The organism is Streptomyces sp. B3I8 (assembly GCF_030816915.1).
GTDB lineage: Bacteria > Actinomycetota > Actinomycetes > Streptomycetales > Streptomycetaceae > Streptomyces.
In genome coordinates this window covers 6,128,894-6,154,110 of the sequence record NZ_JAUSYN010000002.1, presented here as the reverse complement: position 1 = coordinate 6,154,110, position 25,217 = coordinate 6,128,894, and the positions used below count along the sequence as shown (strand labels likewise).

The 25,217-nt window shown below is 70.8% G+C and carries 23 protein-coding genes, 1 tRNA gene and 3 pseudogenes; 14 read left to right on the top strand and 13 right to left on the bottom strand.

Features of this window, described 5'->3' with window-relative positions; genetic code table 11:
- The first annotated feature begins 6 nt into the window (after positions 1-6).
- Positions 7-813: an immunity 49 family protein gene (locus QFZ64_RS29480; protein ID WP_307070515.1), complete on the top strand. Its 807-nt coding sequence runs from the start codon at positions 7-9 to the stop codon at positions 811-813.
- Between the two features lie 198 nt (positions 814-1,011).
- On the opposite strand, the gene QFZ64_RS29475 is transcribed toward QFZ64_RS29480, so the two are convergent.
- Positions 1,012-1,506: a hypothetical protein gene (locus tag QFZ64_RS29475; RefSeq protein ID WP_307070514.1), complete on the bottom strand. Its 495-nt coding sequence runs from the start codon at positions 1,504-1,506 to the stop codon at positions 1,012-1,014.
- A gap of 319 nt (positions 1,507-1,825) precedes the next feature.
- On the opposite strand from QFZ64_RS29475, the gene QFZ64_RS29470 reads away from it, so the two are divergent.
- Together QFZ64_RS29470 and QFZ64_RS29465 are read left to right on the top strand one after the other, a co-directional pair.
- Positions 1,826-3,289: a DUF6177 family protein gene (locus QFZ64_RS29470; protein WP_307070513.1), complete on the top strand. Its 1,464-nt coding sequence runs from the start codon at positions 1,826-1,828 to the stop codon at positions 3,287-3,289.
- 544 nt (positions 3,290-3,833) lie between these two features.
- Positions 3,834-4,958, top strand: coding sequence for a hypothetical protein (locus QFZ64_RS29465; RefSeq protein WP_307070512.1), 1,125 nt, complete (start codon positions 3,834-3,836; stop codon positions 4,956-4,958).
- Positions 4,959-4,967: 9 nt separating this feature from the next.
- Here QFZ64_RS29465 and QFZ64_RS29460 read toward each other — a convergent pair whose 3' ends face one another.
- Positions 4,968-5,198 (bottom strand): DUF6087 family protein, encoded by a 231-nt coding sequence (locus QFZ64_RS29460; RefSeq protein WP_307070511.1) that lies wholly within the window; start codon positions 5,196-5,198, stop codon positions 4,968-4,970.
- 218 nt (positions 5,199-5,416) lie between these two features.
- On the opposite strand from QFZ64_RS29460, the gene QFZ64_RS29455 reads away from it, so the two are divergent.
- Together QFZ64_RS29455 and QFZ64_RS35450 are read left to right on the top strand one after the other, a co-directional pair.
- Positions 5,417-5,758: a CU044_2847 family protein gene (locus tag QFZ64_RS29455; RefSeq protein WP_307070510.1), complete on the top strand. Its 342-nt coding sequence runs from the start codon at positions 5,417-5,419 to the stop codon at positions 5,756-5,758.
- A 43-nt stretch (positions 5,759-5,801) separates the two neighbouring features.
- Positions 5,802-7,640: pseudogene (locus QFZ64_RS35450) on the top strand (trypsin-like peptidase domain-containing protein); the annotation flags it as partial.
- A gap of 183 nt (positions 7,641-7,823) precedes the next feature.
- Here the strand turns inward: QFZ64_RS35450 and QFZ64_RS29445 are convergent.
- A complete protein-coding gene (locus tag QFZ64_RS29445; RefSeq protein ID WP_307070508.1) occupies positions 7,824-8,105 on the bottom strand; it encodes a hypothetical protein in 282 nt (93 codons plus the stop codon).
- Between the two features lie 16 nt (positions 8,106-8,121).
- Between QFZ64_RS29445 and QFZ64_RS29440 the strand changes: the two genes are divergently transcribed.
- The 6 genes and pseudogenes from QFZ64_RS29440 to QFZ64_RS29425 form a co-directional block, all read left to right on the top strand.
- Entirely contained in the window at positions 8,122-10,038 is a 1,917-nt protein-coding gene (locus tag QFZ64_RS29440) for a WD40 repeat domain-containing protein (RefSeq protein ID WP_307070507.1), read from the top strand.
- A 600-nt stretch (positions 10,039-10,638) separates the two neighbouring features.
- Positions 10,639-11,172: a hypothetical protein gene (locus QFZ64_RS29435; protein WP_307070506.1), complete on the top strand. Its 534-nt coding sequence runs from the start codon at positions 10,639-10,641 to the stop codon at positions 11,170-11,172.
- Between the two features lie 218 nt (positions 11,173-11,390).
- Positions 11,391-11,525, top strand: coding sequence for a hypothetical protein (locus tag QFZ64_RS35445; protein ID WP_373430680.1), 135 nt, complete (start codon positions 11,391-11,393; stop codon positions 11,523-11,525).
- Between the two features lie 21 nt (positions 11,526-11,546).
- A complete protein-coding gene (locus QFZ64_RS29430; RefSeq protein ID WP_373430778.1) occupies positions 11,547-11,933 on the top strand; it encodes an ATP-binding protein in 387 nt (128 codons plus the stop codon).
- A gap of 162 nt (positions 11,934-12,095) precedes the next feature.
- Positions 12,096-12,420: pseudogene (locus QFZ64_RS35440) on the top strand (DEAD/DEAH box helicase); the annotation flags it as partial.
- Positions 12,421-12,590, top strand: a pseudogene (locus tag QFZ64_RS29425) (N-formylglutamate amidohydrolase); the annotation flags it as partial. It abuts the pseudogene before it with no gap.
- A gap of 81 nt (positions 12,591-12,671) precedes the next feature.
- Here the strand turns inward: QFZ64_RS29425 and QFZ64_RS29420 are convergent.
- From QFZ64_RS29420 to QFZ64_RS29410, 3 genes are all read right to left on the bottom strand, one after another.
- Entirely contained in the window at positions 12,672-13,883 is a 1,212-nt protein-coding gene (locus QFZ64_RS29420; RefSeq protein WP_307071913.1) for a YbfB/YjiJ family MFS transporter, read from the bottom strand.
- A 206-nt stretch (positions 13,884-14,089) separates the two neighbouring features.
- Complete coding sequence (locus QFZ64_RS29415; protein WP_307071911.1) at positions 14,090-14,464, bottom strand: SgcJ/EcaC family oxidoreductase; 375 nt, start codon at positions 14,462-14,464, stop codon at positions 14,090-14,092.
- A gap of 47 nt (positions 14,465-14,511) precedes the next feature.
- Positions 14,512-15,279, bottom strand: a complete 768-nt coding sequence (locus tag QFZ64_RS29410) for an SDR family NAD(P)-dependent oxidoreductase (protein WP_307070505.1) — start codon at positions 15,277-15,279, stop codon at positions 14,512-14,514.
- A 237-nt stretch (positions 15,280-15,516) separates the two neighbouring features.
- Between QFZ64_RS29410 and QFZ64_RS29405 the strand changes: the two genes are divergently transcribed.
- Positions 15,517-16,461, top strand: a complete 945-nt coding sequence (locus tag QFZ64_RS29405; protein ID WP_307070504.1) for a LysR family transcriptional regulator — start codon at positions 15,517-15,519, stop codon at positions 16,459-16,461.
- A 163-nt stretch (positions 16,462-16,624) separates the two neighbouring features.
- Here QFZ64_RS29405 and QFZ64_RS29400 read toward each other — a convergent pair.
- From QFZ64_RS29400 to QFZ64_RS29375, 6 genes are all read right to left on the bottom strand, one after another.
- A tRNA-Leu gene (locus QFZ64_RS29400) sits at positions 16,625-16,709 on the bottom strand.
- A 154-nt stretch (positions 16,710-16,863) separates the two neighbouring features.
- Positions 16,864-17,514, bottom strand: a complete 651-nt coding sequence (locus QFZ64_RS29395; RefSeq protein ID WP_307070503.1) for a GntR family transcriptional regulator — start codon at positions 17,512-17,514, stop codon at positions 16,864-16,866.
- A 235-nt stretch (positions 17,515-17,749) separates the two neighbouring features.
- Entirely contained in the window at positions 17,750-18,715 is a 966-nt protein-coding gene (locus QFZ64_RS29390) for a beta-ketoacyl-ACP synthase III (protein WP_307070502.1), read from the bottom strand.
- A 184-nt stretch (positions 18,716-18,899) separates the two neighbouring features.
- Positions 18,900-19,031 (bottom strand): hypothetical protein, encoded by a 132-nt coding sequence (locus tag QFZ64_RS29385; RefSeq protein ID WP_307070501.1) that lies wholly within the window; start codon positions 19,029-19,031, stop codon positions 18,900-18,902.
- A complete protein-coding gene (locus QFZ64_RS29380; RefSeq protein WP_307070500.1) occupies positions 19,003-20,385 on the bottom strand; it encodes an OFA family MFS transporter in 1,383 nt (460 codons plus the stop codon). The genes QFZ64_RS29385 and QFZ64_RS29380 overlap by 29 nt, the downstream gene beginning before the upstream one ends.
- 183 nt (positions 20,386-20,568) lie before the next feature.
- Complete coding sequence (locus QFZ64_RS29375; RefSeq protein ID WP_307070499.1) at positions 20,569-21,477, bottom strand: oxidoreductase; 909 nt, start codon at positions 21,475-21,477, stop codon at positions 20,569-20,571.
- A 130-nt stretch (positions 21,478-21,607) separates the two neighbouring features.
- Here QFZ64_RS29375 and QFZ64_RS29370 point away from each other — a divergent pair, with 130 nt between their 5' ends.
- Together QFZ64_RS29370 and fdhD are read left to right on the top strand one after the other, a co-directional pair.
- Positions 21,608-22,504 (top strand): helix-turn-helix transcriptional regulator, encoded by an 897-nt coding sequence (locus QFZ64_RS29370; protein WP_307070498.1) that lies wholly within the window; start codon positions 21,608-21,610, stop codon positions 22,502-22,504.
- A gap of 168 nt (positions 22,505-22,672) precedes the next feature.
- Entirely contained in the window at positions 22,673-23,536 is an 864-nt protein-coding gene (fdhD, locus tag QFZ64_RS29365; RefSeq protein WP_307070497.1) for a formate dehydrogenase accessory sulfurtransferase FdhD, read from the top strand.
- 104 nt (positions 23,537-23,640) lie between these two features.
- On the opposite strand, the gene QFZ64_RS29360 is transcribed toward fdhD, so the two are convergent.
- Entirely contained in the window at positions 23,641-24,678 is a 1,038-nt protein-coding gene (locus QFZ64_RS29360; protein WP_307070496.1) for a bile acid:sodium symporter family protein, read from the bottom strand.
- Positions 24,679-25,217 lie beyond the last annotated feature (539 nt).

The following is a 25,217-nucleotide window of genomic DNA, read 5'->3' as shown; positions in this document are numbered from 1 at the left end:
ACAGCCGTGCAGGACTTGGCCGAGGACCTGGAGGACAGCCTCAGCGGCCTTGGCCAGTCACCGGCCGGTTTCGGGCTGGCAATGGACGAGGCATTGACGCTGGTTCAGGCCCGCTCCGTGCTCGACGCCGATGCGTCGAAGCTGGAGACCTGGGAAGCTACTGTTTCCGCGATGCAGGTGGGAACAGCAGCTTTCGTAGCAGCACAGACCACTCAGGGCATCGTCGAATGCAGAATCATGGATGCGATGCGGTCCATCCCGGCAACCGGTCCGCAGTTCTACACCAATGCAGGGAACTGGCTGACCAACCTTTGGCTTGTCATCGTCTGCCGGGACCAGAAGCGCATGAACACCATGTGCAACGTTCCAATCGAGTTGCTCCGTGCATCTGGTGCGCACGGAGACGAGTACGTATATCGTTGGATAGATACCCTTCAATCATATTGGCTCGAACGCCCGGGGCTCCTCGAAAAATTGCAGTCAACCATAGATGCATCCTATCCACAGATTGCCACCGTTGCACCACGGGACCTTCTTCAGAACGTCCTCTACCAACCCATCAATCTTTTCTCCTATTTCTTGCGCAAAGACCACGCAGGATTCAACACGGGACTTGCGGAAGCTCTTGAACTGCACAAGGCCTACTGGATCGCATCCGAAGAGCGGGCTCGTGACCTGAATGGTGCCATCGCCCTCGGTCCGCTCGCCATCGCCTGTCTTGCCTACGACGCTGGGTTCCCGATCGACATCGACTCTGAATACCTCCCCAGGGCCCTCCTTGAGCGTGCCTGGATCGGCGAATTTGAGACCTAGAAACCCTGACGACGCTCACGGCGGAAAATCTCCCGCTTCGGGAGTCAGGCGGTGTTTACCGCCCGTCTTCCGCCGGTCGACCGGCGGCGGGCCGGTGTCGGCTCCCCCTTTCTCGCGCAAACGTGGGAGCTGCCCACGCAGGCGCGGAACCAGTCGAGTTCGCCGGGTGCACCCAGCGCCTGCGCGGTGGTGTCGCCGCTACCCTGCCGTGCAGAACACGCATCCCTCCCAGTGCGGCAGCGCACTGAGGACGCGGTGACGTGCGCACGAGGCCCTCGCTGCCTCCTCATGGCCGGGGAAAACCCCCGGCCACCGCCCCCCGCCGGCTTCCGGGGTGTGCGCGTCCACCAGGGCACGGAAGCGGCGCAGATAGTCCGCGGCGTAGGGCGGGTCGTAGCCCAGCTCGTCCCACCGGTGCCGGTTCAGGGCCAGGTCGGTAACGCGAAGGACGAAGTCCTTGTTCCGTGCCCGTTCTTCGGGCGAAGCGCCCCAGTCGATGTCTCCCAGATCGAAGCCGACCGCTCCCCGGCCCATGACGTTCTGATCCTGCCACGCGAGAAGGGCTGCGAAGCGGTAGTCCCACGGCTCCTCCACGAGGGCGCTGACCGCCAGTATCAGGACGTCCACGAACACCGCGGTACCGCCGTTGCTCAAGTACAAGCGGTCGCCACCACCGTTGAACGTGTTGCCCACCGAGTCACCCTACGCCGGAGCGGGGCCGGCGCCAGCCGGATTCCAGGCCCGAGAGGACACCCTCCGAGGTGCCGGTGGCCCAGGCAAGGACGGTTCCGAATCGGTGCTCGCGCCCTGCCCCGCCTCGTGGGCCTGTCGGTGACGCTGGCTAAGCTCGGTACGAGTCTGTACGTGCCCGCCCAGTCGCGCGCCCCCGGCACGATCGTGCGCCGCCGCCGGACCGTCGGGCTCGCACGAAGCCGCCGGGCCCGCACACACGTGCCGGAGAACCGACCACCGACCAGGACCAGCACACGGACCAGGGGCCACGGGACACCACATGACCAAAGACGTGATCGCGCTGACCGACCGCATGCCGGACGCCTGGAGCGTCCTGGCCGGTCTGCTCGCCGGCGGTCCCGACCTCCACCTCCGGTCCGCCGCCGAAGGAGCCGTCATCCAGCTCTGCGACGCGCAAGACCGCCCCCTGGTCTCGATCGAGGCCCCGCTGCTGCTCCACGTGCCGGCGGAGGCGCGACGGCTGCTCGGCGTCACCCAAACCGGCGCCGGGCCGACGTGGTGGACGGAGGCCCGCGCGTCCACCGCGGTGCCCGGGGCGGAACGTCTCGCAGGGGTCTTCGCCGCCCGCCTCGCGACCCTGCTCGGCGGCACCGTCTGGCCACCGGACGCACCCGGCGCCGACGACCCGGCCCACCCCGTCGACACCTCCGGCATCACCGCCGTCCCCGCCCCCGCCGCCGCACAGCCCGCCGTCGACGTCCTCACCGACAAGGTCGCCGTGGTCCTCCAGGACCGCCCCGTCATCGCCATGACCGGCTGGCTCTCCGACGCCCTGCGCGCCACCCTCACCAGCGAACGCGCCCTGCAGATCGTCACCCCGCGCCACTGCCGCCTCTCCCTGCCCACCAGCACCGCGCTCACCGGACCGCCCACCCGCTGGGTCGTCCAGGACCCCGACTGCGGCTACTACGACGGCCTCACCGGCGCCGTCCTGCGCTGGCGCGACGGCGCCTTCCACGCGGCGAAGGACACCGACGGCCAGTCGCCGGCCGCCTCCGCCTTCACGGACGTCACCCGCACCACGGAGCGCCAACTCCTCCTCCGCTTCCGCACGGTCCACCGGCCCGACGCCGACCTGGTTCTGGGCGGCGCCCTTGAGACCGCCTGGCAAGCCCTCACCGGTGAACTCCCCACCGGCTGGGGCACCGCCGAACCGGCCAACCTGCCCTGGTCACGACGCCACCTCACCGACCTGGCCTACGAACGCGCACCCCGCCCGACCTGGACCGTCACCGTCGGCTCGGCCGACCGACCCGCCCTCGCCACCCTGCACGTGTCACGCACACCCGACGGAGTCGAGGAGGACATCACCCTCGCCATCGGCTTCCGCGACGGCGAGAAGCCACCGGTACCCGCCCTCGCCAACCTGACCGCCGAACTCACCGCCCGGCACAACCTGCGCACCCTCCTCGCCCAGCTGCGCGAAGCCCACGCGGACCTCACCGTGCCACCGCACTTCCAACGGCCGCCCATCCCTTTCGGCTTCGCCCTGGGCCCCACCGAAATCGCCGAGACGGGCACCGACATCGCCGCCCACCCACCACTGCCCACCACCCCGGTACGGCTCGGCACCACGGCCAGGCCCGGCTACTACTACCCCCTGGGAGACGGCGAGTCGGCCGCAGGCTGGACCGCCCTCGAGACGCTGCTCCGGCACCTGCGGGGCACCGAGCCAGAGGGGCACGACCCGGCGGGCGGAGCCGGGAGTTCGCGCATGTCGTAAAGAAGCCGTCACTGCTCTCCGGTGTACAGAACCGACCGCACGGGTCCCGACGCCGCTGGTCCATGGGAGAAGCAACGGCCGGCAGTTCTCTATGGCTTGTGTATAGGTACTCAGAATCCGCGTCATGTTCTCGCGAGCGATGACCTTTGAATAGCATCTATGACGCGGAGATGAGATCCATGGGCTGGAATGATCATCCTTTCGAGTGATCGAAAATGTATGTGGTCGTTCGTACTCCAGTGCCCGTGTAACTGTCCTGCGATCAAGGTCAGTTACACGGGCACGGGGGGCGGATGGTGGACGTAGAGGTGTGTGTACGGCTCGCCGAGGACGAGGTGCGCGAGGGCCTCGCCTGGGAGTCGGCGCCGTTGGAGATGCTGTACGCGGCCGAGCCGTGGCGGACGTTCCGCTGGTACATGGGGCAGAAGCACTACTCGGATTCGTACTGGTCGAGTACGCAGTCGGATCACGTGATCTACGAGTCGCGGCTGGAGCCGTCCGCCGCGTCGTCGTCGCCCGTCTCCTGCACGGCCTCGGACGCGAGTTGTGGCTCTGGCCGGCCTGGTCCGCCTGGCTCAGCCCCCTCGACGGAACCCTCTCACGCACCATCCGTCCGGCCCTGTCGTGCTACCTGCTGCTGGTCGGAGGCACAGGGGACTTCACCACGACGGCCCGCCTCCTTCGCGCACCGGTGGAGGACCGGCTGGGGTCCCACATGACGTTCCGGCTCACGAAGCGGGGCCACTTCCACGGCATCAGCCTCGGCCTGCTCGCGCTGGCGGACCACCTTGACCAGGAAGGATCACCGATCGACTACACCCGCCGCCGCACGGTTGACTACCGCGACCTGCTGCCGCTGGACACCTGGACCCAGCTCTGCCGCGACATCGACTTCGAAGCGGGCGGAATACGGCGCCACCAGTTCGCCCGAGCGCTGCTGTTCGAACGGCTCAGCGGACTCCCCGCAACCCTCGCCCCGCCCGCCTACACGCCCAGCACCACGGAACTGCGGACCATGCTGCGGACCTTCGAAACAGATCTCACCCCCGGCGCTGATGAGCCAACTCGAAGCACACGCAACCGAGTTCCTCAACAGCAGGGAATCCGCGACGAACCCCTCTCCTGGCAGCCTCCGACAGACATCGTCTGCGATCTCAAGTTACCCGGCTGCGACCTGCGGGACATCGACCCTGGCATGCTGCACCGGCTCATCAGGGACGAAGGCCTGACAACAGCACAGGCCGGCCGCCGCCTCGGCGTCAGCCATGACGCCGTCCGCTTCGTCCTGCAGGAGCAGCCGGCCCCTCCCGCAGGGGCGAAGAGCGCGAAGTGGGAGAGAGGAGCCACTGTTCGACGGGCTCGCGCCGCGCTCCCCAGGGACAAATTCGCACGCTTCTACCTCGACGAATACCGCACGCTGAAGTGGATCGCGAAGCACGTCGACGTGAACGAGGAGGCCATCAAGGTCCTGGCCCGCGAGTACGGCATGAGCCGCGAGGGCAAGGCGACCCGCTGGCGCCAGATCGATCTCGACTGGCTCCGCGATCAACGGGCCGCCGGACGCACCTGCCGCGAGCTCGCCGAGGAGACCGGCTTCTCGCTTGGGATGATCAGCTACCTGGGGCGACGGCATGACATGCCCGGCCAGCGCCCCGCCCGGAAGGGCTGACCTGCCGCATCACGCGGCGGAGTCGTCATCGAGTGCCGGCTCAGCAACCCAGTTCTGGGCGGCGGCGAGGTTCGGTGCGGTGCCGACCTCCTGGTAGGTGAAGTTGTCCCACCCCTCCAGGACTCGTGGCTCGTCGGTCCGGAGGTGGTCGGCGCCGCCGTGCACCGGACGGTGACGGCGGTAGATGTCTATCGGCGGGCGCCGCTTGCGGTACGGGGCGAGCGGGTCGTCGGCGTCCACGCGCGGGACGGCTGGTTCAGGGTCCGGGTCGGCGATGCTTGCCGATGCGCTCGTTACTTTCAGGCCGCGGTCGTCCTTCTGACCCACGAACCAGCTCACGGAATCGCCTGATCCGTATGTGGCGGTCTGTGAGGAAGCAGAGAGACCAGCGGCCGACGGGAGACGTTTCCCGGTTAAATGGATCAAATCCGTTGTGGAGGTCCCAAGGAGGTAGGACAGTGCCCGCTCTTGCGCGGATGCCGCTGGAAGGCGGCGGGGCGATTCTGCTGGAAGAAGTGGAAGGCGCACCGGAGTTCGACGGGCCGGTCAAAGCGGGTCGGGTCAGCCACGCGGTGCGCGAACTGCCCCGGACCCTGCACGAGTCGCTGGTCCCCGTACGCGAGACGGCACGGGCAGTGCTGGACCAGCTGAGGCAGGCGGGGCCCCGGGAGGTGGAGGTGGAGTTCGGGGTGAACCTGTCGGCGAAGGCCGGTGCGGTCATCACGGCCGGGGAGGCGGCCCTCCACCTCAAGGTCCGCATGGTGTGGGAGCGCGGTGACTCCGGGCAGGACGCACCGTGAAGAAGCGGGGGGCGCGTCGGCACAGGGCCGAAGCGGCCGCCTGATGACCTCCCGGGGGGACGTGAACAGCCTTGCCGGCTCAGGCGAACCAGCCGTCCACAACGGCGTTTTCCAGGTTCTCGCGCCGGACGGAGGCATCGCCGGGGCGGGCTTCCTGACCGAGGACAGGACTGGCTTCACCTGCGCGCATGTCGTCGATGCCGCGGGGCAGCACCCCGGGGGGCAGGTGGAGGTGCTCTTTCCCCTCCTGCCGGACACACCGCGGGTCATGGCGGCGGTGGTCGCCGAGCAATGGCGGGCGCCGGAGGCCGAGGATGTCGCCGTCCTCCGCCTCCAGTCAGTGCCGTCCGGGGCCCAGGGCGTGCCCGTGGGCGCGAGCGCGGGCTCTCACGGACATCGGGTCTTCTCGTACGGATTTCCCTCCCAGGCGCCGCCGGGCGGCCGCTTCGGGTACGGAGAGGCCGGCGGCCTGCTGCCCGGGGGCGGTGCCGCGGGTCGGCTGCTCCAGTTGACGAAGGCCAACGACCTCACCACCGGATTCAGCGGCGGACCGGTCGTGGACGAGTTGACCGGGCTGACGATCGGCATGGTCACCTCCATCGCCTCCCCTGACCGGTATCTGAAAGGGCTCGGCACCGCCTTCGCCACCCCGGCCGAGGTACTGCGGGACGTCCGGCCCGAGTTGGCCGAGGACACGGCATGTCCGTATCTGGGACTGGAGCCGTTCACCGACAAGCAGGCCGACTGGTTCCACGGCCGCGAGGCCGCAGTGGAGCGCGTACTTGCGACACTGAGGGGAAACCGGCTGCTGCTGATGCTGCTCGGCCCTTCAGGGGCGGGAAAGTCCTCACTGGTCAACGCGGGCGTGCTGCCTGCCCTGGCCAAGGGGGATATTCCAGGCAGTGACCGCTGGCTGGCGCTGCGTGCCCGCCCCGGCCAGGACCTCCTCGCCGAGCTGGAGGACTCCGGACTGCCCGGCACGGTGGCCGATGGCCTTACGAGCGCGGCGCGGGCCCGCCTCGACGGTGAGCCGGACCACGACCATCTGCTCCTGGTCATCGACCAGTTCGAGGAATTCCTCACCCAGCCGGCCGAGCCTTCGCAGACACACTCCGAGGACCGGCGTCTGCGAGCCATCGACCAGCTCGTGGAGCTGAGCAGGTCCCATACCGCCGTGACCGTGCTCCTGGTCATGCGCAATGACTTCTACGGTCCCCTCAGCACCCTCGCCCCCGACCTGATGGCCGTCGCCCTGCCCGGACTGTGCAACGTTCCCGAGACGCTGAACCGCCGCGACCTGCAAGAGATCATCACGCGGCCTGCCGCCGCCGTCGGTCTGCCTCTCGCGCCCGACCTCGCGGACCGGATCGTCGACGACATCCTGGACATCGACCCGGTGGCACGGCAGGCACCGGTCACGCTGCTCCCACCTCTGCAACTGACTCTGCGCCAGCTGTGGTTGCGCCGGGACAACGACGGCCGCCTCACCCACGAGGCCTACGAGCAGATGGGCAAGGTCACGGGCAGCCTCTCGCACTTGTGCAACCACGCCCTCGGCCAACTGCCCGTGGACCAACAGCCCACCGCCCGCCGGATCCTCACCGCACTGGTGCGGCCCGCCGACGAGGCCGGCGGCATCCCTGCCACCCGCAGGCGAGTTCCCTTCACACGCTTGCGCGCCCTGGCCGCCGACCCGAGAGGTCCCGGCCCCGACACCGACGGCGCCTTCGACGACGCCATCGCGGCGCTCACCCGCTACCGGATCATCACCACCGGTGGCGCCACCACACCCGTCGGCGAGCCCCCTGGGGAGCCGGCGGCGGAACTCATCCACGACGCGCTGATTCGCGGCTGGGCCGACCTGCGTGACTGGGTCGCCGAAGACCGGCAGTTCCACGTCTGGCTGCAGCGCGCCACCGACCAGCAGGCCAGCCACGCACAGAGCCGCCTTCCCGGAGACCTGCTGAGCGGATCCCTCCTCGCTGAGGGAGAGGAATGGGCGGATCAGCGCCCGCTCCCGGAGGAGATCACCGTGCTGCTGGAAACCAGCCGGCAGCATCACCGCTCACAGTTGCGCCGCACCAAACGCATCAACGTCTTCCTCGCCACGGCACTGACCCTCGCCCTGATCGCTGCCGGTGTCGCCTTCCAACAGCGACAGATCGTCGTCGGTCAGCGCGACCGCGCGGCCTCCGCTCAGGTGGCCGGCACCGCGGAGTCGCTCCGCCGCACCGACCCCCAGCTCGCACGCCGACTGGCGGTGGCCTCCGCCCGCCTCGGCGATACCCCCGAGTCGCGGTCCGCACTGTTCACCCTGAGTAATCAGCAGGAAGACGAGGTTCCTCAAGCTTCCCGGCTATGTCGTGTCGACCTCCGCCCTCGACGAGACCGGGCACACCCTCATCGCCGCCGGCGGCACCCGCGTCGGCCTATGGAACGTCGACACCCGCCGACAGACCGGCCACTACAACGCCCGGTCCAAGGTTCGCTACGTCACGCTGTCCTCCGACGGCAGGACGGCCGCCGTGAGCACCGAGGACGGCAAGACCCGCCTGCTCGATGCCACCAATGCGCGCCCCCTCGGCACGCACACCTACCCCAGCGGCAGAGACGTGTACCAGCCGAGAGTGGCGCTCAGCCCTCACGGCACCTATCTGCGGACCGAGGGAATCGACGCCGACACGAAACCCACCATGGCGATCTGGGACACCCGCACGGCCAAGAAGATCATCACCACGACCGGAGGCAGCTTTCCCGTCTGGAACACCTCGTTCTCACCGGACGAACGCATACTCTCCCTCCCCTACCCCAACGGCAAGGGACAGCCGTTCTCTTGGTACGACACCCGGACGAAGAAGAAGATCCCCGTTCCCGACTTCAAGCTGGGTACCCAGGAATTTCCCGGCCCGGTCGTCTTCAGCCCGGACGGCAAACTCGCCGCCCTGGGAGTAAAGGGCGGGAAGGTCCGTTTGTACCACCGTGCAGAAGGCTACTGGGACACAGAGCTCACCGGGGGGGACGACCCCGCGCTGTATCCCCTACACTTCAGCCAGGACAGCCGGTACCTTGCACAGGGCGGTGTCATCTGGGAAATGGCCTTTCTGGGTCAGCCGAAGCCCCTCATGCACTACTCGACCACCGACAGCGAGTGCTTCAGCGATAACGGCCTGCTCTTCACAGCCGACGGCGCCGGACTGCGATGCGTCGGCATCGACGGTGCCGTCCGTTCACTCGACATCACCACAGTCACCAAAGCGCCCAAGGGCACAGGCAAGTTCTACACGGAGAGCGCGGTCAGCGACGACCGGCGCACCCTTGCGCTCCTCAACGGCAGCAACATCGAGATCTGGTCCCCACTGGCACACACCAAACGGGCCACCATCCCCAGCCCCGGCATCTCGGCGGACAACCCCACGCTCAGCGCCGACGGACGCCTCCTCGCCGTCCAGAGCAGCCTCACCACGATTGAGATCTGGGACCTGGCCAAGAAGAAAAAGCTCGGCACTTTCCCCACTCCGCTCAACTGGAAACAGAGCAGCGGGGCGCTGCAGGAATTCGCCTTCTCACCCGACAACCGGTCGTTCGCAGCCCAGGTGGTGATGCCCGACGGGACCAACGCGCTCAGGTTCTGGGACCTGACCACCATGCACCGGATCCGGGACATACGCGCCAAGCTCGGTTTCGACGGCAACGGATCAGCCGTCCTCTTCGACCCCAGCGGCACGTCCGTGATCGCCGCGCCCAACTTCGGGCGGGTCGCGTTCCCGTCCGGCCGCATCATCACCAAGAGCGCCGGGAACCTGCAGATGAACGCCATCAGCGACGACGGCTCGACGGTCTACTCCTATCCCCAGGGATCCCAGCCGTACCTCAGGACCTTGGACGCCCGAACCCTGCTGCCCGCAGGGGAAGACCTGCGCACCGGGGCGGTGTCCACCGAGTCCGGCCACACCGTCGCCGTCTCGCCCGACAGCCGCCTCTTCGCCACGGTGCATGAGGACCCGGGCGAGCAGGCACAGATCACCGTATGGGACAGCCGCACCCACAGTCAGCTCGGCCCTCCGTTCACGGGCACCCTTGACCCCTCGGGCTCGGTCGTAGCGGTCACCTTCGCCCCCGACGGTTCGACGCTGATCAGCGTGGACCAGAACGGCAGACTCCTCACACACGCCGTAACGCCTGCGAAGTTGATCCGGGACCTCTGCACCAAGAGCGGCTCCCTCACCGAGCAGGAATGGAAAGCCCACATCCCCGACGTCCCCTACCGCAGGACCTGCTGACCCGGAAAACAGGGCCGCCCAGGGCTCGGCGGCCAGCGTTGCAGCCCCGGCCCAAGGTCGAGCAGCCGCGGGTACGTCACCACCAGGCGCGACGCAGTTACTCGAACCGGCGCGGCAACGCCCCGGCCGAGGTTGCTCTATCGCGTCAAGCAGCTTGAGGAAGCTCCTCGGGTTTCGGCCAGAGCGTTCGAGGATCTTCAGGAGCTGTCGACAGATGGCTCGCTTGAGGCAGCGTCGCGCGTCGCGTGCGGTCTTGCCCTCGGCGACGCGGCGACGCGGCGACCTACGTCTTCGTCGCAGGTCCAGCGCATCCGGATGAGCGTGATGGTGTGCAGAGCCCGGAGACCTTCACCCTGCACGTGTACGACGGCGAGTAGCACCTGCGGCACCCGCAGAGATGCCCGGTCTGCCACTGCCCAGGGCCTGACTGGGCCCGTACACTCCAGGCGCCCTGGGCGGGGAGAGTGACGGCCCCGCCCAAAGCGCCTTGCGTTCCTCGATATACCCCGTGACCTTGTTTCAAGGGAGATTGATGGTCTGCTGCCTCTCCGGCACCTTAGACACATCAACCCCGTTAAGGGACGGTCTCAAGGAGGCGCGATGAACCAGATCACGCTGGGCAGGCGCAGGTCGATCGACCCACGCAAAGATGCCTTCGCGCGGTCCCAGCTCGGATGGGTCGAAGCGCTGTCCGACCAGCAGGTTCACGACATCGCCCGGGGAACCTGGGTGATGCCCGGAGAGCGCGTCGAACGAGAGCGGTTCGCCGCCGTCAGCGGAGACGTCATCATCAGGCAGGCCATGGAGATCGACCGGGTCGTCGACACCCCCGACGGCCGGCGGGCCTTCGAAGGACGCATCCTCGGACCCGGGCACCCGGTGTACGACCACTACGTTGGCAAACCCGCGCCGAACGGTGCCCAGCAGAACCCCATCACCTACTTCAAGTCCCCGCTGGACAACCGGAAGTGCAACTGCGGCTGCGGCAAACCGATCGAACGCGGCGACCTCCTCCCCGGACACGACCAACGAGCCATCCACGAGCGCATCGCCCGCGTCGGCACCGTGATGGACTTCATCACCTGGTTCGACCAGACCTGGAAGGCCGATGAGGACCAGGACGATGCGGCATGAAGAAATGCCACCGAACTGAGACGGAAGCCGTGGGACAGCTGATGAGACTGCGGCCCAAGCAGCAGGTAAGCGAGGCCGGTTATGACAAGGGCAGCGCGAACCTACATTGAGGCCATTTCGGCTCACCGCCCCATGCGGGCGGGGCCGTCACGTACAGCACCCTGCCGTACAGTCTGCACCCCTGGTGACACGCCGGTCGCGGCCGGGACGCTGCCGCCATGTACCTTCCCTCGCTGCCTCCCCGCCCGCCCTCCGCGTCCACGGCGGCGCGCGATTTCGCCATGGCCTTCACCTCCACCCCACGCGGCGCCCGCCTGGCCCGGCTGTTCGTCGCGCACTGCTTGGACTCCTGAGGGCACCCCTACGACAGCGACATCAACGAGACACTGACCCTGATCGCCGCCGAGCTGTGCGCCAACGCCGTGCGGCACGGGCGGGTCCCCGGACGGGACTTCCACGTACGGCTGACCGCCGAGGCGGAGGGCGGGGCGGACGGCGGGCGACTGCGGCTGGAGGTCTCCGACACCCGCGAGGAGCGACGCCCCGTGGTCACCGTCCCCACCGAACCCGCCCCCGACGCCGAGTCCGGCCGCGACCTCCTCCTCGTCGCCGCCCTGGCCGACGGCTGGGGCGTCACCGACCGCCGGAGCGGCCCCGGCAAGACGGTGTGGGCGGTGGTCGGCACCGCGTCGGGCAATCGGCACGGAGCTCTCCGGCAGACGCCCGGCTGCCGAGCGGACGCGATCCCCGGCCGCCCGTGAGGCACTGATGTACCGAGGCTCTGAGGCACCGAGGCAAGGGCCGGCCCCTCCCCCGCGCGGCACCGCCCGCTCGTACGCGGACCTCGTGTCGTTGTCCGAGGTGGGCGCTATTTTTGGTGCTGATCGTCACGGTGCCGACATCCGCCGTCACGGTGGTACGTACCGACGCTCGTGACGACCGGCACCGGGTCGGGCAAGACCGAGTCGTTCCTGATCCCCGTGCTCGACCACTGCCGCAGGCAGAAAGCGCTGGGCCGGCGCGGGTGAAGGCCGTGTTGCCGTACCGATGAACGCGCTCGCCACCGACCAGACCGGCCGTATCGGCGGGTACCTGGCACAGCCGGAGCCGGCGCAGGTGACGGCCGGCCTCTACATCGGCGACTAGCCGGACACGGACGTCCGGCGGGTGATGACGCGCCGTGAGGAGATGCGTCAGGCGCCGTCGGACGTGCTGATCACCAACTACAAGATGCTGGACCTGCTGCTCAGCCCGTTCCAAGGCACCTACGTCCCCCTGCGCCACTACGGGCGGGACCCCCGGGTCACCGCCCTGGTGATCGAGATCCGCCGCGACGTCTGCGTGACGGAACCGGGCGGTCCGTACGCCCCGGCGTCGGCACCCTCGGCGAGGCACTGGCAGAGCTGGTCGACGCGATCGGGACGGCAGACCGGGACGAGGACACGGCGGGCCCGGCCGCGATCGCTGCCGACCCGGCCGGGGGCGCCGTCTGGCCTCGGTCAGCTCCCGGCCGGCTCTCCGGCTCGCGGTGTCACGTCGGCATCGGGTGCCGGGCGGTGGACAGGACCGTCACCGTCCGGCACCGGCATGCGGTGGGGGAAGCGGACGCGCAGAACCAGGGCGGCGAGTGCCGCAACCAGTACGGTCACGGCCGCCAGGGCGAGCGCCCGCCGGTAGCCGTGATGCAGCAGGGGCGCGGCCACGAGCGGGCCGAGGATCTGCCCGACCGAGTACCCGGCGGTCAGCAGCGCGACGGCGCGCGGGACGCGCAGATGCGTGCCCGTCGCCAGCGTGAGTGTGCTCACCCCGATGAACGTGCCGCCGAAGAGGGTCGCGGAGATCAGCGCGGCGGCGACTCCCCCGGACAGCGCGGGCAGGGCGATGCCCACGGCCTGCACCAGCAGCGCGGCCGTCAGCAGGGTCGGCCGGGACCAGTGGCGCCCGAGCCCGGCCCACAGTGCGGAGGAGGGAACGGCGGCCAGGCCGACGAGCACCCACGCACCGCTGCCGAGCCGGCCGGGCGAGCTCTGCTCGACGGCCGCGACCAGGAAGGTTCCGGCGATGATGTAGCCGACGCCCTCCAGCGTGTACGACACGAACAGGGCACCGAACCAACGCCGGGTACGCACCCTCGAGCGTCCCGGCACCGGCTCCCCCTGCCTCCGCCCCGGCGGCGCGGCCCCTGCCCCCGCGTTCACCCCCGCGCCCGTCGCCGATTCGGGCCGCAGCCCCCAGGCCGCGACGCTCAGCACCGCCGCGAGCGCCGCGGCGGCCCACCAGGCCGTGCGCCAGTCGCCGACCGGGCGGAGCGCCAGCACCAGCACCCCCGACAGCGCGATACCGGCCCCGACCCCGCCGAAGGCCCACCCCGGCAGATGGGCCGGATACTTCCGCGGACGGCTGAGCAGGGAACTCGCGGCGGTGACGAAGATCAGCGCGCTGAACATCCCCGCGCCCAGCCGGAGAAGCAGCCACACGAGGGTGCTGCGCGTCAGCGGCATGGCGGCGAGCGAGGCGACGAGGGCCAGGAGCGCGCCGCGCAGCACCGCCGGGGAGCGCACCAGCCGTGGCAGGAACGTTCCCGCGAGTGCGCCGGCGAGGTAGCCCACGTAATTGGCGGTGGCCAGGTTCGCCCCCGCCCCGGTGGACAGTCCGGCCCCGGCGTGCATCAGCGGCAGGATCGGTGTGTAGACGAAGCGTCCGACGCCCATGCCGGTGGCGAGCGCGGCCCCCGCCCGGGCGACGTCGCGCCACGGGGAGTGCGGGCCGCCGCCCGCGTCACGTGGGCGGGCGGGTGCCGGGGCGGCGCCGGAGGTGGGGTGCTGCTGCCTGCTTGCCATGGCCCCAGCGTGGGGTGCCGGTCCCGGCGTGCGCCAGGACCGGCTTCCTCTGTACTGGGAGGCCCGGTCTCCCACGGTCAGTCGAGCCTGGTCACCTGGTAGTGGGCCAGGGACCAGCCGCCACCGGCCCCGCGCGTGAGGACGACGGACAGCGTGACGTGGATGTCGGACCGGTCGGTGAAGGCGAAGTCGACGTCGAGGTACCCGAGCAGGACGCCGTCCGCGAGGGCACGCGTTTCGAGCACCTCGTACGCGGCCGTCATCCCGGCCGGCTGCGACGCGTAGTACTCCGCGACCCCCTGCCGTCCGACACTGTAGGGGTGCAGCCCCTGGAAGACGGCGTCCTCCCGGAAGAGGGCGGCCACCTCCTCCGGTTCGTGGGCGTCGACCGCGGCCCTCCACCGGTCCATGACGTCCCGCAGAACGGCTTGTTGTTCCGCTGTCCCGAGCATCGTCTTGCCCCTCTCCTCTCCCATTTCTCCCCCTTCTCCGTCCCCCGTCAGTGGCCCGCGCTCTGGCCGCCGTCGACGTGCAGGACCTCGCCGGTGACGAACGGCGCGTTCTGCAGGTAGAGGACGGCGTCGACGACGTCACCGATCTCACCCATCCGCCCGACCGGGTGCAGGGCGGCGTACGTCTCGAAGTCCGCCTCCGCGTGCATCGGCGTCTTGACGATGCCCAGGGCAACCGCGTTGCTGCGGATGCCGCGGCCCGCGTACTCGATGGCCAGCGCCTTGGTGGCGGACTGCAGTCCGCCCTTGGTCAGGGAGGCCAGCACCGAGGGCACGCCGGCGAGGGCGTGATCGACCAGGCTGGTGCCGATCTGGACGACATGACCGCCACCCTGCCGGAGCATCTGTCCGACGGCGAGCTGGGTGAGGCGGAAGAACCCGCCGAGGTTGACGCCGATGACCGTGTCGTAGTCCTCCCGCGTGTACGCGGTGAACGGCTTGGCGACGAAGAGGCCGGCGTTGTTGACCAGGGTGTCGATCCGCCCGAACCGCTCGATCGCCGCGGCCGCCACGCGCTCGGCCGTCTCCGGGTCGGCGATGTCGCCCTGAACGGTGACGAGGTCCGGCTCGTCGGAGGCGGCGATGGTCCGCGAGGTGGCGACGACGGCGAACCCGAGCTTGCGGTAGGCCTCGACGAGACCGGCGCCGATGCCCTGGGAGGCCCCGGTGACGATCGCGACCTTCGTACCCGAGGTGTCCGTGGTGTCCGTGGTGTCCGTGGTGTCCGTGGTGTCCGTGGTGCCCGTGGTCTTCATGGGAATCCTTCTTCGCTCTCTGGGTGTGTCGGTGGTGGTGCGGCCGGCCGTCCTTGCCGACCGGCCCTCGCTCCAACCGGACGACCACCCGTCCCATTTCCGGCCCGTTCCGCGCCGACCGACCGATGCACCCCATCTGACCTGCACTAGGAGCCTGGACCTACCAGATGAGAGGGAACAGGTCGCGCGTTCGGACCGGACCGGGACTCCTCTCCAGGCGGTCCGTACGATGAACCTGTGGAGTTGCGTCAGTTGGGGTACTTCGTCGCGGTGGCCGAGGAGCTGAACTTCGGGCGGGCCGCGAAGCGGTTGCTCATCGCCGGGCCGTCCCTGTCCCAGCAGATCAAGGCGCTCGAACGCGACCTCGGCGTGCGGCTCTTCGACCGCGACCGCCGCTCGGTCGCCCTCACTCCCGCCGGGGCGGCACTCCTCCCGGACGCCCAGGACCTGCTGGCCCGCGCCGACGACCTGCGCGGCCGCGCCGCCAGGATCGCCGGCTCGGAGATCGTCCGGCTCGGCTACGTCAATTGGCTGCCGGCGGACCTGACCGCCCGCGCGTCGGCCGTGGCGCGGCTGCACGTCGACACGTGGGTCGCGCCCTCGCACACCCAGGCGGCCCGGGTCGCGGACGGCAGCCTCGACCTCGCGGTGTGCTGGGTCCGCCGACGGGATCTCGCGGAGCACGGGCTGGAGGCACGACTGCTCGGTGCGGACCGCCTGTACGCGGTCACCACCCGCCTGCCGGGCCGCGAGGGCAACGCTCACGACGTCGACACCCGCGAGGTCGGCGCCCGGGACATCGTCGCCCTGCTGGACAGCGACGTCACCACGTGGTCCTCCTGGAACGACTACGCCGAGGAACTGGCCCGGGCCACCGGCGCCCGCGCCGTGCGCATCACCGACGGCGGCATCACCGGACCGGCGTTCTACGACCACGTACGCCGTTCCCGCCGCCCGGTCCTCAACTCCCCCAAGACCCAGACGGCCACGCTCCCGCCCGACCTGGTCGCCCGCCCCGTGACCGGACCGAGGATCTACTGGACATGGTCACTGGTACGGCGCCGCGACGAGACCCGCGAGGCGGTACTGCGCACCGTGGACGCCCTCACCGCGGGGGTCGGCGACCTCGGCCTGGACGCTCCGGACGCGTGGCTCCCCGCGGACGACCCGCACCTGTCCTGACAATCACGCCCCAGGGTCGAACGAGACCATCCTGCGTGTGAGTCCACGGTGCGCGCCCCGGGGCGCGCGGAGACGACTCGCTCGTCCGCGGCAACGCGAAGAGGGCCCCGACCGTCAGGTCGTGGCCCTCTTGCGTCGATCGGTGGATCAAATTCTGAGCGAGTGTCCGAGGGGGGACTTGAACCCCCACGCCCGATAAAGGGCACTAGCACCTCAAGCTAGCGCGTCTGCCATTCCGCCACCCGGACAAGGTGTCCGTCGCCCGGCCGGGGCAGGGCCCCGCGGCGACACGGACCACAATAGCAAGCTTCGGCGGTGCCCTTCACCTGCGTATCCGTCGGGTGGCGGGGGTGGGACGGGAAGGTCTGGATGCCCATGATCACCGGTGTGGTCGACAGGGCCTCAGCGGTGTACACGCTCGGTGTGCGCGCGCATCGCCGCCGTGGCGCGCGCCGGGTCGCCGGCCGCGATGGCGGCCGTCACCTCGCGGTGCTCGGCCCAGGTTCGGGGGCCGCGCTGCCGGGCGACCGGCGCCTGGTACCAGCGCACCCGCCGGTCGATGCGGGCGGCCAGTTCGGCGAGGACCGCGTTGCCCGCCAATTCCGTGACTTTCGCGTGGAAGCGGGCGGCGAGGGCTACGGCGCCGTCCACGTCGTTCTTCGCCACGGCCCGTTCCCCCGCCGCGCACAGCGCCTTGAGCGCGTCGACGCCGTTCAGGTCTGCGCGTTCAGCGGCGAGCCCGGCGGCCTCGCCCTCCAACAGGGTGCGTACGGCGCCGAGTTGGTCGGCCTCCGCCGGCGTCGGCACGTGCACGAACGCGCCCTGGGCGGGTCTGAGGTCCACCCAGCCCTCGGTGCTCAGCCGCTGCAGCGCCTCGCGTACCGGTTGCCGCGACACCCCGAGCCGACGGGCGAGATCACCCTCGACGAGGTGCCGTCCGGGCGGCAGGGCGCGGCCGGTGATGAGTTCGAGCAGCGCCTCGTGGACGCGGTCGCGCAGCGGCCCGGGCCGCGACGGCCCCGGCACCGCGCCGGCCGGCAGTTCGGTCGACATCCTGCGCCCCCTTCCGGCATCCCTGCACCCGCGTCACCTGTACCGCCCGTACCGCCCGTACTGGTGGAAGTGGGGACGGACGGGCCGGTGCCTGCCGTCCCTCGCTCCGCTGCCCTCTTGCCCGTCCGCCGTCCGTCCATCCGTACGTCCGGCCGCCCCGTTCGGCCGGCCGTCCCGTTCGGCCGGCCGTCCCGTTCGGCCCTCCGTCTGCCCTGCCGTCCGCCGTCCCCCGCGCTCAGGGGCAGCGGATGACCTGGCCCGCGTAGGACAGGTTGCCGCCGAAGCCGAAGAGGAGGACCGGGTCGCCGCTGGTCAGCTCGCCGCGCTCGACGAGCTTGGAGAGGGCCAGCGGGATGCTGGCGGCCGAGGTGTTGCCGGACTCGACGACGTCCCGGGCGACGACGGCGTTGACCGCGCCGAGCTTCTCGGCGAGCGGTTCGATGATGCGGAGGTTGGCCTGGTGCAGGACGACACCGGCGAGTTCCGCGGGGGTGATGCCGGAGCGCTCGCACACCTGCCGGGCGATGGCCGGAAGGCGGGTGGTCGCCCAGCGGTAGACGCTCTGGCCCTCCTGGGCGAAGCGGGGCGGAGTGCCCTCGATGCGCACGGCGTGCCCCATCTCCGGCACCGAGCCCCACAGCACGGGCCCGATGCCGGGCCGCCCGTCCGCCCCAACAGCCCCTGCGACGTCGGCCTCGACGACGGCCGCGCCCGCCCCGTCGCCGACCAGCACGCAGGTCGTACGGTCCGTCCAGTCCGTCACCTCGGACATCTTGTCGGCGCCGATGACCAGCGCACGGGTGGCGGCGCCGGCGCGCACGGCGTGGTCGGCGGTGGCCAAGGCGTGCGGGAACCCGGCGCAGACGACGTTGACGTCCATCGCGGCCGGTGAGGGGATGCCGAGGCGGGCGGCGACCCGGGCGGCGGTGTTCGGGGACCGGTCGATCGCCGTGGAGGTGGCGACGACGACGAGGTCGACGGTCTCGGGGCCGTGCCCGGCCGCGGCGAGGGCCTTGGCGGCGGCGTGGGCGGCGAGCTCGTCGACCGGCTCGTCGGGGCCGGCGATGTGCCGGGTGCGGATGCCCACCCGGCTGCGGATCCACTCGTCACCGGTGTCGACCATGCCCGCCAGGTCCTCGTTGGTGAGGATCCTGGCGGGCTGGTAATGACCGACAGCGGTGAGGCGTGAGCCCTGCGTCATGGTGGTCCCCCTGGTGCGTGGGTGGCGGATCCACCAGTCTGATCAGTGACTCACGGGTACGACGGCAGGTGAAACGACAGGAAAGCGGGATGCGGATTGTCGGCTTCCCTCAGTGGCCGCAGAACCCCGGCCGTACGGTGGCCGGTGAGCCTGTCTCCCGGGCGTCCGGCTCCCCGGTCCCCCGTCAGCCCGTGAACAGTTGTGTCGCCTTGCGCACCAGTTCGTACAGGCCGTAGGCGAGCGGAGCGCCCACCCACAGCCAGGAGAACGCGATCAGTGGGCGGCGGTCAGGCGGCGGGCTGCTCTCGGCGGTCATCGGCGGGCTCCTTGCCGGGTGCGGCGACGTGGTGACGGGGGTGGACGGGGCGGACGAGTTCGTTGGCGACGAAGCCGACGGCGAGCAGTCCGATCATGATGAGGAACGACAGCGTGTAGAGCTCAGCGCCATGCTTGCCCGCGTCCTCCTGATGGTCGGCGATCCAGTTCACGATCAGTGGGCCGAGCACGCCGGCCAGGGACCAGGCGGTGAGCAGCCGGCCGTGGATGGCGCCGACCTGGTAGGTGCCGAAGAGGTCCTTCAGATAGGCGGGGACGGTCGCGAAGCCGCCGCCGTAGAAGGAGAGGACGACCACCGCGCACAGGACGAACAGCGGCTTGGAGTCGTCGCCGAACAGGGCGATCAGCGCGTACATCACGGCGCCGACGCCGAGGTAGACGCGGTAGATGTTCTTGCGGCCGATCAGGTCGGAGGTGGTGGACCAGCCGATGCGGCCCGCCATGTTGGCCGCGGACAGCAGAGCGACGAAGCCGGCCGCCGCGGAGACGGAGACGGGGGTCGACGAGCCCGCGAAGAAGTCCGTGATCATCGGCGCGGCCTTCTCCAGGATGCCGATGCCGGCGGTCACGTTGGTGCAGAGCACCACCCACAGCAGCCAGAACTGCGGGGTGCGGACGGCGTCGCGTGCGGAGACCCGGGGTGCGGTGTCCGGTACCCCGGCCCCGGCCCCGGCCCCGGTCTCCTTCGGGGGTGCGTCGGCCGCCTCGCCCGCGGACGGGACGGCGATGCGGGCGCGCGGGACGCGGACGAGGAGGACGCCGAGGGTCATGAAGACGGCGTACGACAGTCCGTGCACCAGGAAGGCGAGGGCGATGCCGGAGCTGTCGGTGCCGAAGGAGTCCAGCATCTGCGCCGACCAGGGCGAGGCGATCAGCGCGCCGCCGCCGAAGCCCATGATGGCGATGCCGGTGGCCATGCCGGGACGGTCCGGGAACCACTTGATGAGGGTGGAGACCGGGGAGATGTACCCGATGCCGAGACCGATGCCGCCGACGAAGCCGTAGCCGAAGACGATCAGCCAGTACTGCTCGGTGGCGGCGCCCAGGGCGGAGAGCAGGAAGCCGGAGGAGAAGCAGATCAGGGCGACGGTCATGGCCCAGCGGGGGCCGTTGCGTTCGACGAGCGTGCCGCCGAAGGCGGCGGACAGGCCGAGCATCACGATGCCGAGCTGGAAGGGCAGGGCGCTCTGGGTGCCGGAGAGGCCCAGGGCCGCTTCGAGGGGCGGCTTGAAGACGCTCCAGGCGTAGGCCTGGCCGATGGAGAGGTGGATGGCGAGGGCGGCCGGGGGAACGAGCCAGCGGCTCCAGCCAGGGGGTGCGACAGGGGGGCTCATGGATCAGGAACGGTAGGCACGCGGACGGTAGTTGAGAAGGCAACGGCTTGCCCGTATGCGGTGAGCGGTCGGGTACGCGCGACGAACGGCACGCGCGGCGCGGTGAGCGGTGGCGCCCTTCGGGGCCGGGTCGTCGTACCCGGCCCCCGCGCCACCGCGCCGGTGCTCAGAGGTAACGGGGGCTCAGAGGTAGGCGACCCCCGTCAGCCGCTCCGCCGTCTCCCACAGGCGCCGGGTGATCGCGGGATCGCTCGCCTCACGGTTGAGGCGGGCCTCGACCATCCGCCCGCGTGCCTCCCCCGGCCCGCCCGGCCCGAAGAACTGCCCGCCGCGCACTTCCGGGTCCGTCGCCACCCGCAGCTGCGGCAGCACCCCCTGCTCCACCGGCTGCGTGACCAGCAGCCCGCCCCTGGCGATGAGCTGCCCGAGTCGCCCCCGGTGCTCCCACGCGCGCGGCGTCAGATTCGTACGGGTCAGGCCGGGGTGGGCCAGGACGCTGAGGACGGACGACCCGGCGGCCCGCAGCCGCCGGTCGAGTTCGATGCCGAAGGCCGTGGTGGCGAGCTTGGACCGGCCGTACGCCTCGGTGGCCTTGTAGTTCCGTTCGCACATCAGGTCGTCGAAGTCGAGGTGCGCGTTCTTGTGGGTGATCGAGCTGAGGCTCACCACGCGGGCCCCGGGCGCCGCGGTCAGGTTGTCGAGCAGCAGCCCGGTGAGCGCGAAGTGGCCCAGCATGTTGGTGCCCAGGTGCAGTTCGAAGCCGTCGGCGGTCGTACGGCGTGGGCCGAGGAGCACGAGTCCGGCGTTGTTGACCAGCAGGTCGATCACCGGGTGGTCGGCGCTCAGCTTCTCGGCGAACGCGCGCACCGAGGCGAGCGAGGCGAGATCGAGGTGGCGTACCTCCACGTCGCCGCCGATCCTGTGGGCAGCCGCCTGGCCGGCGGCCGTGTCGCGGACGGCGAGGACGACACGGGCACCGTGGCCGGCGAGCTCGGTGGCGGTGAGCAGGCCGAGGCCCGAGTTGGCGCCGGTCACGACGGCGACCCTGCCGTGCTGGTCGGGAATGCGGTCGGCGGTCCATGCGCTTCTCATCTGCTGCTCCTGGTGCGTCGGTCGCTGGACCGACGACGCTAGGAGCGATCCGGGCCCGCTCGGTGGTCCCCGGTTCCCTAGGTTTTCCTGACCTACCCTGCGCGCCCGGCGGGGCGGCACACTGGGCGGCATGAGCAGCCGGCATCCCTACGCCCGTGAACTCGGCGACTTCCTGCGCGCCCGGCGCGGGCGGCTGCGTCCGCGCGACGTCGGCCTGGAGCCGGGCGGCCGGCGCAAGGTCAGCGGGCTGCGGCGGGAGGAGCTGGCCCTGCTGGCGGGGCTGAGCACCGACTACTACCAGCGGATGGAGCAAGGCCGCGAGGTGCGCCCGTCCGACACCGTCCTGGAGTCCCTGGCCGGTGCGCTCGGCCTCGACGACGAGGAGCGGCGGCACCTGTTCGCCCTGGCCCGTGCCGCCCGCCGCCCGGTCCCCGCCCGGCCGGAACGCGCCCCGGAGCGGGTGCCGGACAGCACGCGCCGGCTGCTGCGGGTGATGGACACCCCCGCGGTGGTTCTCGGCCGCCATCTCGACCTGCTCGACTGGAACGTGATGGCCGAGGCGCTGCTCGGCGACCCGACGGGCCTGCCGGCCGAGCGGCTCAACATGCTCCTGCTGCTGTTCGACGACGAACTCAACGGGGGACGGAGCTGCCCGGACTGGGAGCGGCAGGCCCTGGACTACATCGGCATGCTCCGCGCGGCCGTCGCCACCGACCCCACGCATCCCCGCGCCACCGCGATCGTCGGCGAACTGAGCATCCGCAGCGCCGAGTTCCGGCGGCTGTGGGCCCGGCACGACGTCCGCGCGTCGGTCAGCGGCACCAAGACGTTCCGGGTGCCCGAGGTCGGCGACATCGTGCTGGACTGGGACACGTATCCGCTGCCCGGCAGTCCGGGCCCCGTGATGCTGGTCTTCACCGCCGAGCCGGGCGCCCAGACGGACCGGTTGCGGCTGCTGGCCTCGCTGCGCGCGACCCGCCCGGCCCACGCGGGAACCCGGAGGGAAGCGGGAGCGAGCGAGAGGTGAGCGGGCGGGACCGGGAAGGAAGCGAGCCGAAGCGGGCGGGAGCGGGAGGGAACCACGGGAGAACCGGGTGCGAGCCGGGAGAGATGATTGATCCGGTGACCCGTGGCAACCTTCGTTCCAAGGGCCGCCGCGGCCACTCGCACGTACAGAACCGGGGCTGATCGGGACATGGGACGAGTCACGGAACGACGCAAGGTCATCCGCATCCGGGACGGGGCGGTCTCGGCCCGGCCGGACACGCTCGTCGCCGAGGAGCCGCTGGAGATCCGGCTCAACGGCAGACAGCTCGCCATCACCATGCGCACCCCGGGCGACGACTTCGCGCTGGCCGTCGGCTTCCTGGTGAGCGAGGGGGTGCTGGGCGCGGCGGACGAGCTGCGGAACATCGTGTACTGCGCGGGCGCGACCGCGGACGGCGTCAACACCTACAACGTGGTGGACGTGCAGACCGCGCCGGGTGTCGTGATCCCGGACATCACCCTGGAACGCAACGTGTACACGACGTCGTCGTGCGGACTGTGCGGCAAGGCGAGCCTGGACGCGGTCCGTACGACGGCCCGCTGGGCGATCGACGACGGGGACGAGTCCGCCGGCGCGCCCCTGCGGCTGGAGCCGGAGCTGCTGTCCGGACTGCCGGACCGGCTCCGAGCGGCCCAGCGGGTCTTCGACCGCACCGGCGGGCTGCACGCGGCGGCGCTGTTCTCCGAGGACGGCGAGCTGCTGGACGTACGGGAGGACGTGGGCCGGCACAACGCGGTCGACAAGCTGGTGGGCCGCGCCCTGCAGAACGACGCGCTGCCGCTGTCCCGCACGATCCTGATGGTGTCGGGCCGCGCCTCCTTCGAGCTCGCGCAGAAGGCGGTCATGGCCGGCATACCGGTCCTCGCGGCGGTCTCGGCGCCGTCCTCCCTGGCGGTCGACCTGGCGGCGGAGACGGGGTTGACACTGGTGGGGTTCCTGCGGGGCGCGTCCATGAACATCTACGCCGGCGACCACCGGATCGCCCTGCGGGCCGCGGCGCCCCAGGGCTGACGGACGGGGTCGGCCGACTTGGCCGACGTCAGCCGCCGTCAGGGGCGCGAAGGAGTCGCGCGACGCGCCCGCGTCCGTGCCCGGGCCCGGGCCCGCCTACCGGCTCAGCCCGCCCGGGCCGGGTCCCGGCCGCGGTCCGACGGGTGCGGCCCCTGCTCCTGAGGTGGCGTGGCGTCGTCGTCCCGCGCCCGCCGTTTGGCGATCACGGCGCACACCATCAGCTGCATCTGGTGGAACAGCATCAACGGCAGTACCGCCAGGGACGCCTGCGCGCCGAACAGGACGCTCGCCATCGGCAGCCCGGACGCCAGGGACTTCTTCGACCCCGCGAACTGGATCGCGATCCGGTCCTCCCGCCCGAACCCCAGCGCTCGTGCCCCGTACCAGGTCGACGCCAGCATCACCGCGAGCAGTACCGCCTCCACCCCCAGCAGCCCGGCCAGCCGGACGAGGCTCACCTGGTGCCAGATCCCCCGCACCATGCCCTCGCTGAACGCCGTGTAGACGACCAGCAGGATCGAGCCGCGGTCGACCAGCCCCAGCACCTTCTTGTGCCGGGTCACGAACCCCCCGATCCAGCGCCGCAGCACCTGCCCGGCCATGAACGGCACGAGGAGCTGAGCCACGATCCTGACCAGGGAGTCCACGGAGAAGCCGCCCCCGCTGCCGCCGAGCAGCGCCGCCGCGAGGAGCGGGGTGACGACGATGCCGGCGAGGGAGGAGAAGGAGCCCGCGCAGATCGCGGCGGGCACGTTGCCGCGGGCGATGGAGGTGAACGCGATCGAGGACTGGATCGTCGAGGGGACGAGCGTGAGGAAGAGCAGTCCGGTGTAGAGGGAGTGCGTCAGCAGCACCGGCACGAGGCCGCGGGCGGCCAGACCGAGCAGCGGGAAGACGACGAAGGTGCAGAGCAGGACGGTGCCGTGGAGGCGCCAGTGGCGCAGTCCGTCCAGTGCCTCACGGGTGGAGAGCCGGGCCCCGTAGAGGAAGAAGAGGAAGGCGATCGCGGCGGTCGAGGCACCGGACACCGTGTCGGCGGCGGTGCCGCGCGCCGGGACGAGGGCCGCGAGTCCCACCGTCGCCAGCAGCAGGACGATGTAGGGGTCGACGGGTATCCGTCGCGGCCATCGCAGGCGTTTCACTGTGCTCCACCACGTCAGGCGCGCTTCGCGCACTCCGGTCGCCCGGTGGCTCTCCCTCTCCCACCGGCGTCTTCGTCCCCTCCATCGTGCGCCTCCCCGCGTCATCGGGAAACCGGCACACCACTCTCACTGCGATCGCGGCTCGTGATGAGGAGCACCTCGTCGGGCTCGGGGGCCTCAGGTGCATCGGGCGTCTCCGGTGCCTACGAGGGCGAGGAGGAGGCGAGGTCGGTGGGGACGTACCGCGGGAAACGGCACTGGTCACGCCCATGAACCGCAGGAGCCCGCCCGGCAGGCGGCAGCCCGGACAGACCGCGGACACCGTCATGGCCGCCCTGCGCGGCCGCTCTCCCGCGGGCGTCGACGGCCGGACCTCCGCCGTGCGGGCCCTCGTCCTCGGCCGCCTCCTGCCCGCCCGGACGGCACGGCCACACACGCGACCAGCGCGTAACCGCCGTCACCGCCGGGCATGCGGACCACCCCGCCCCGAACACCCCGCCCCCCACGCCACGGGCCGCCCGACGGGGCAGGCCCTAGGC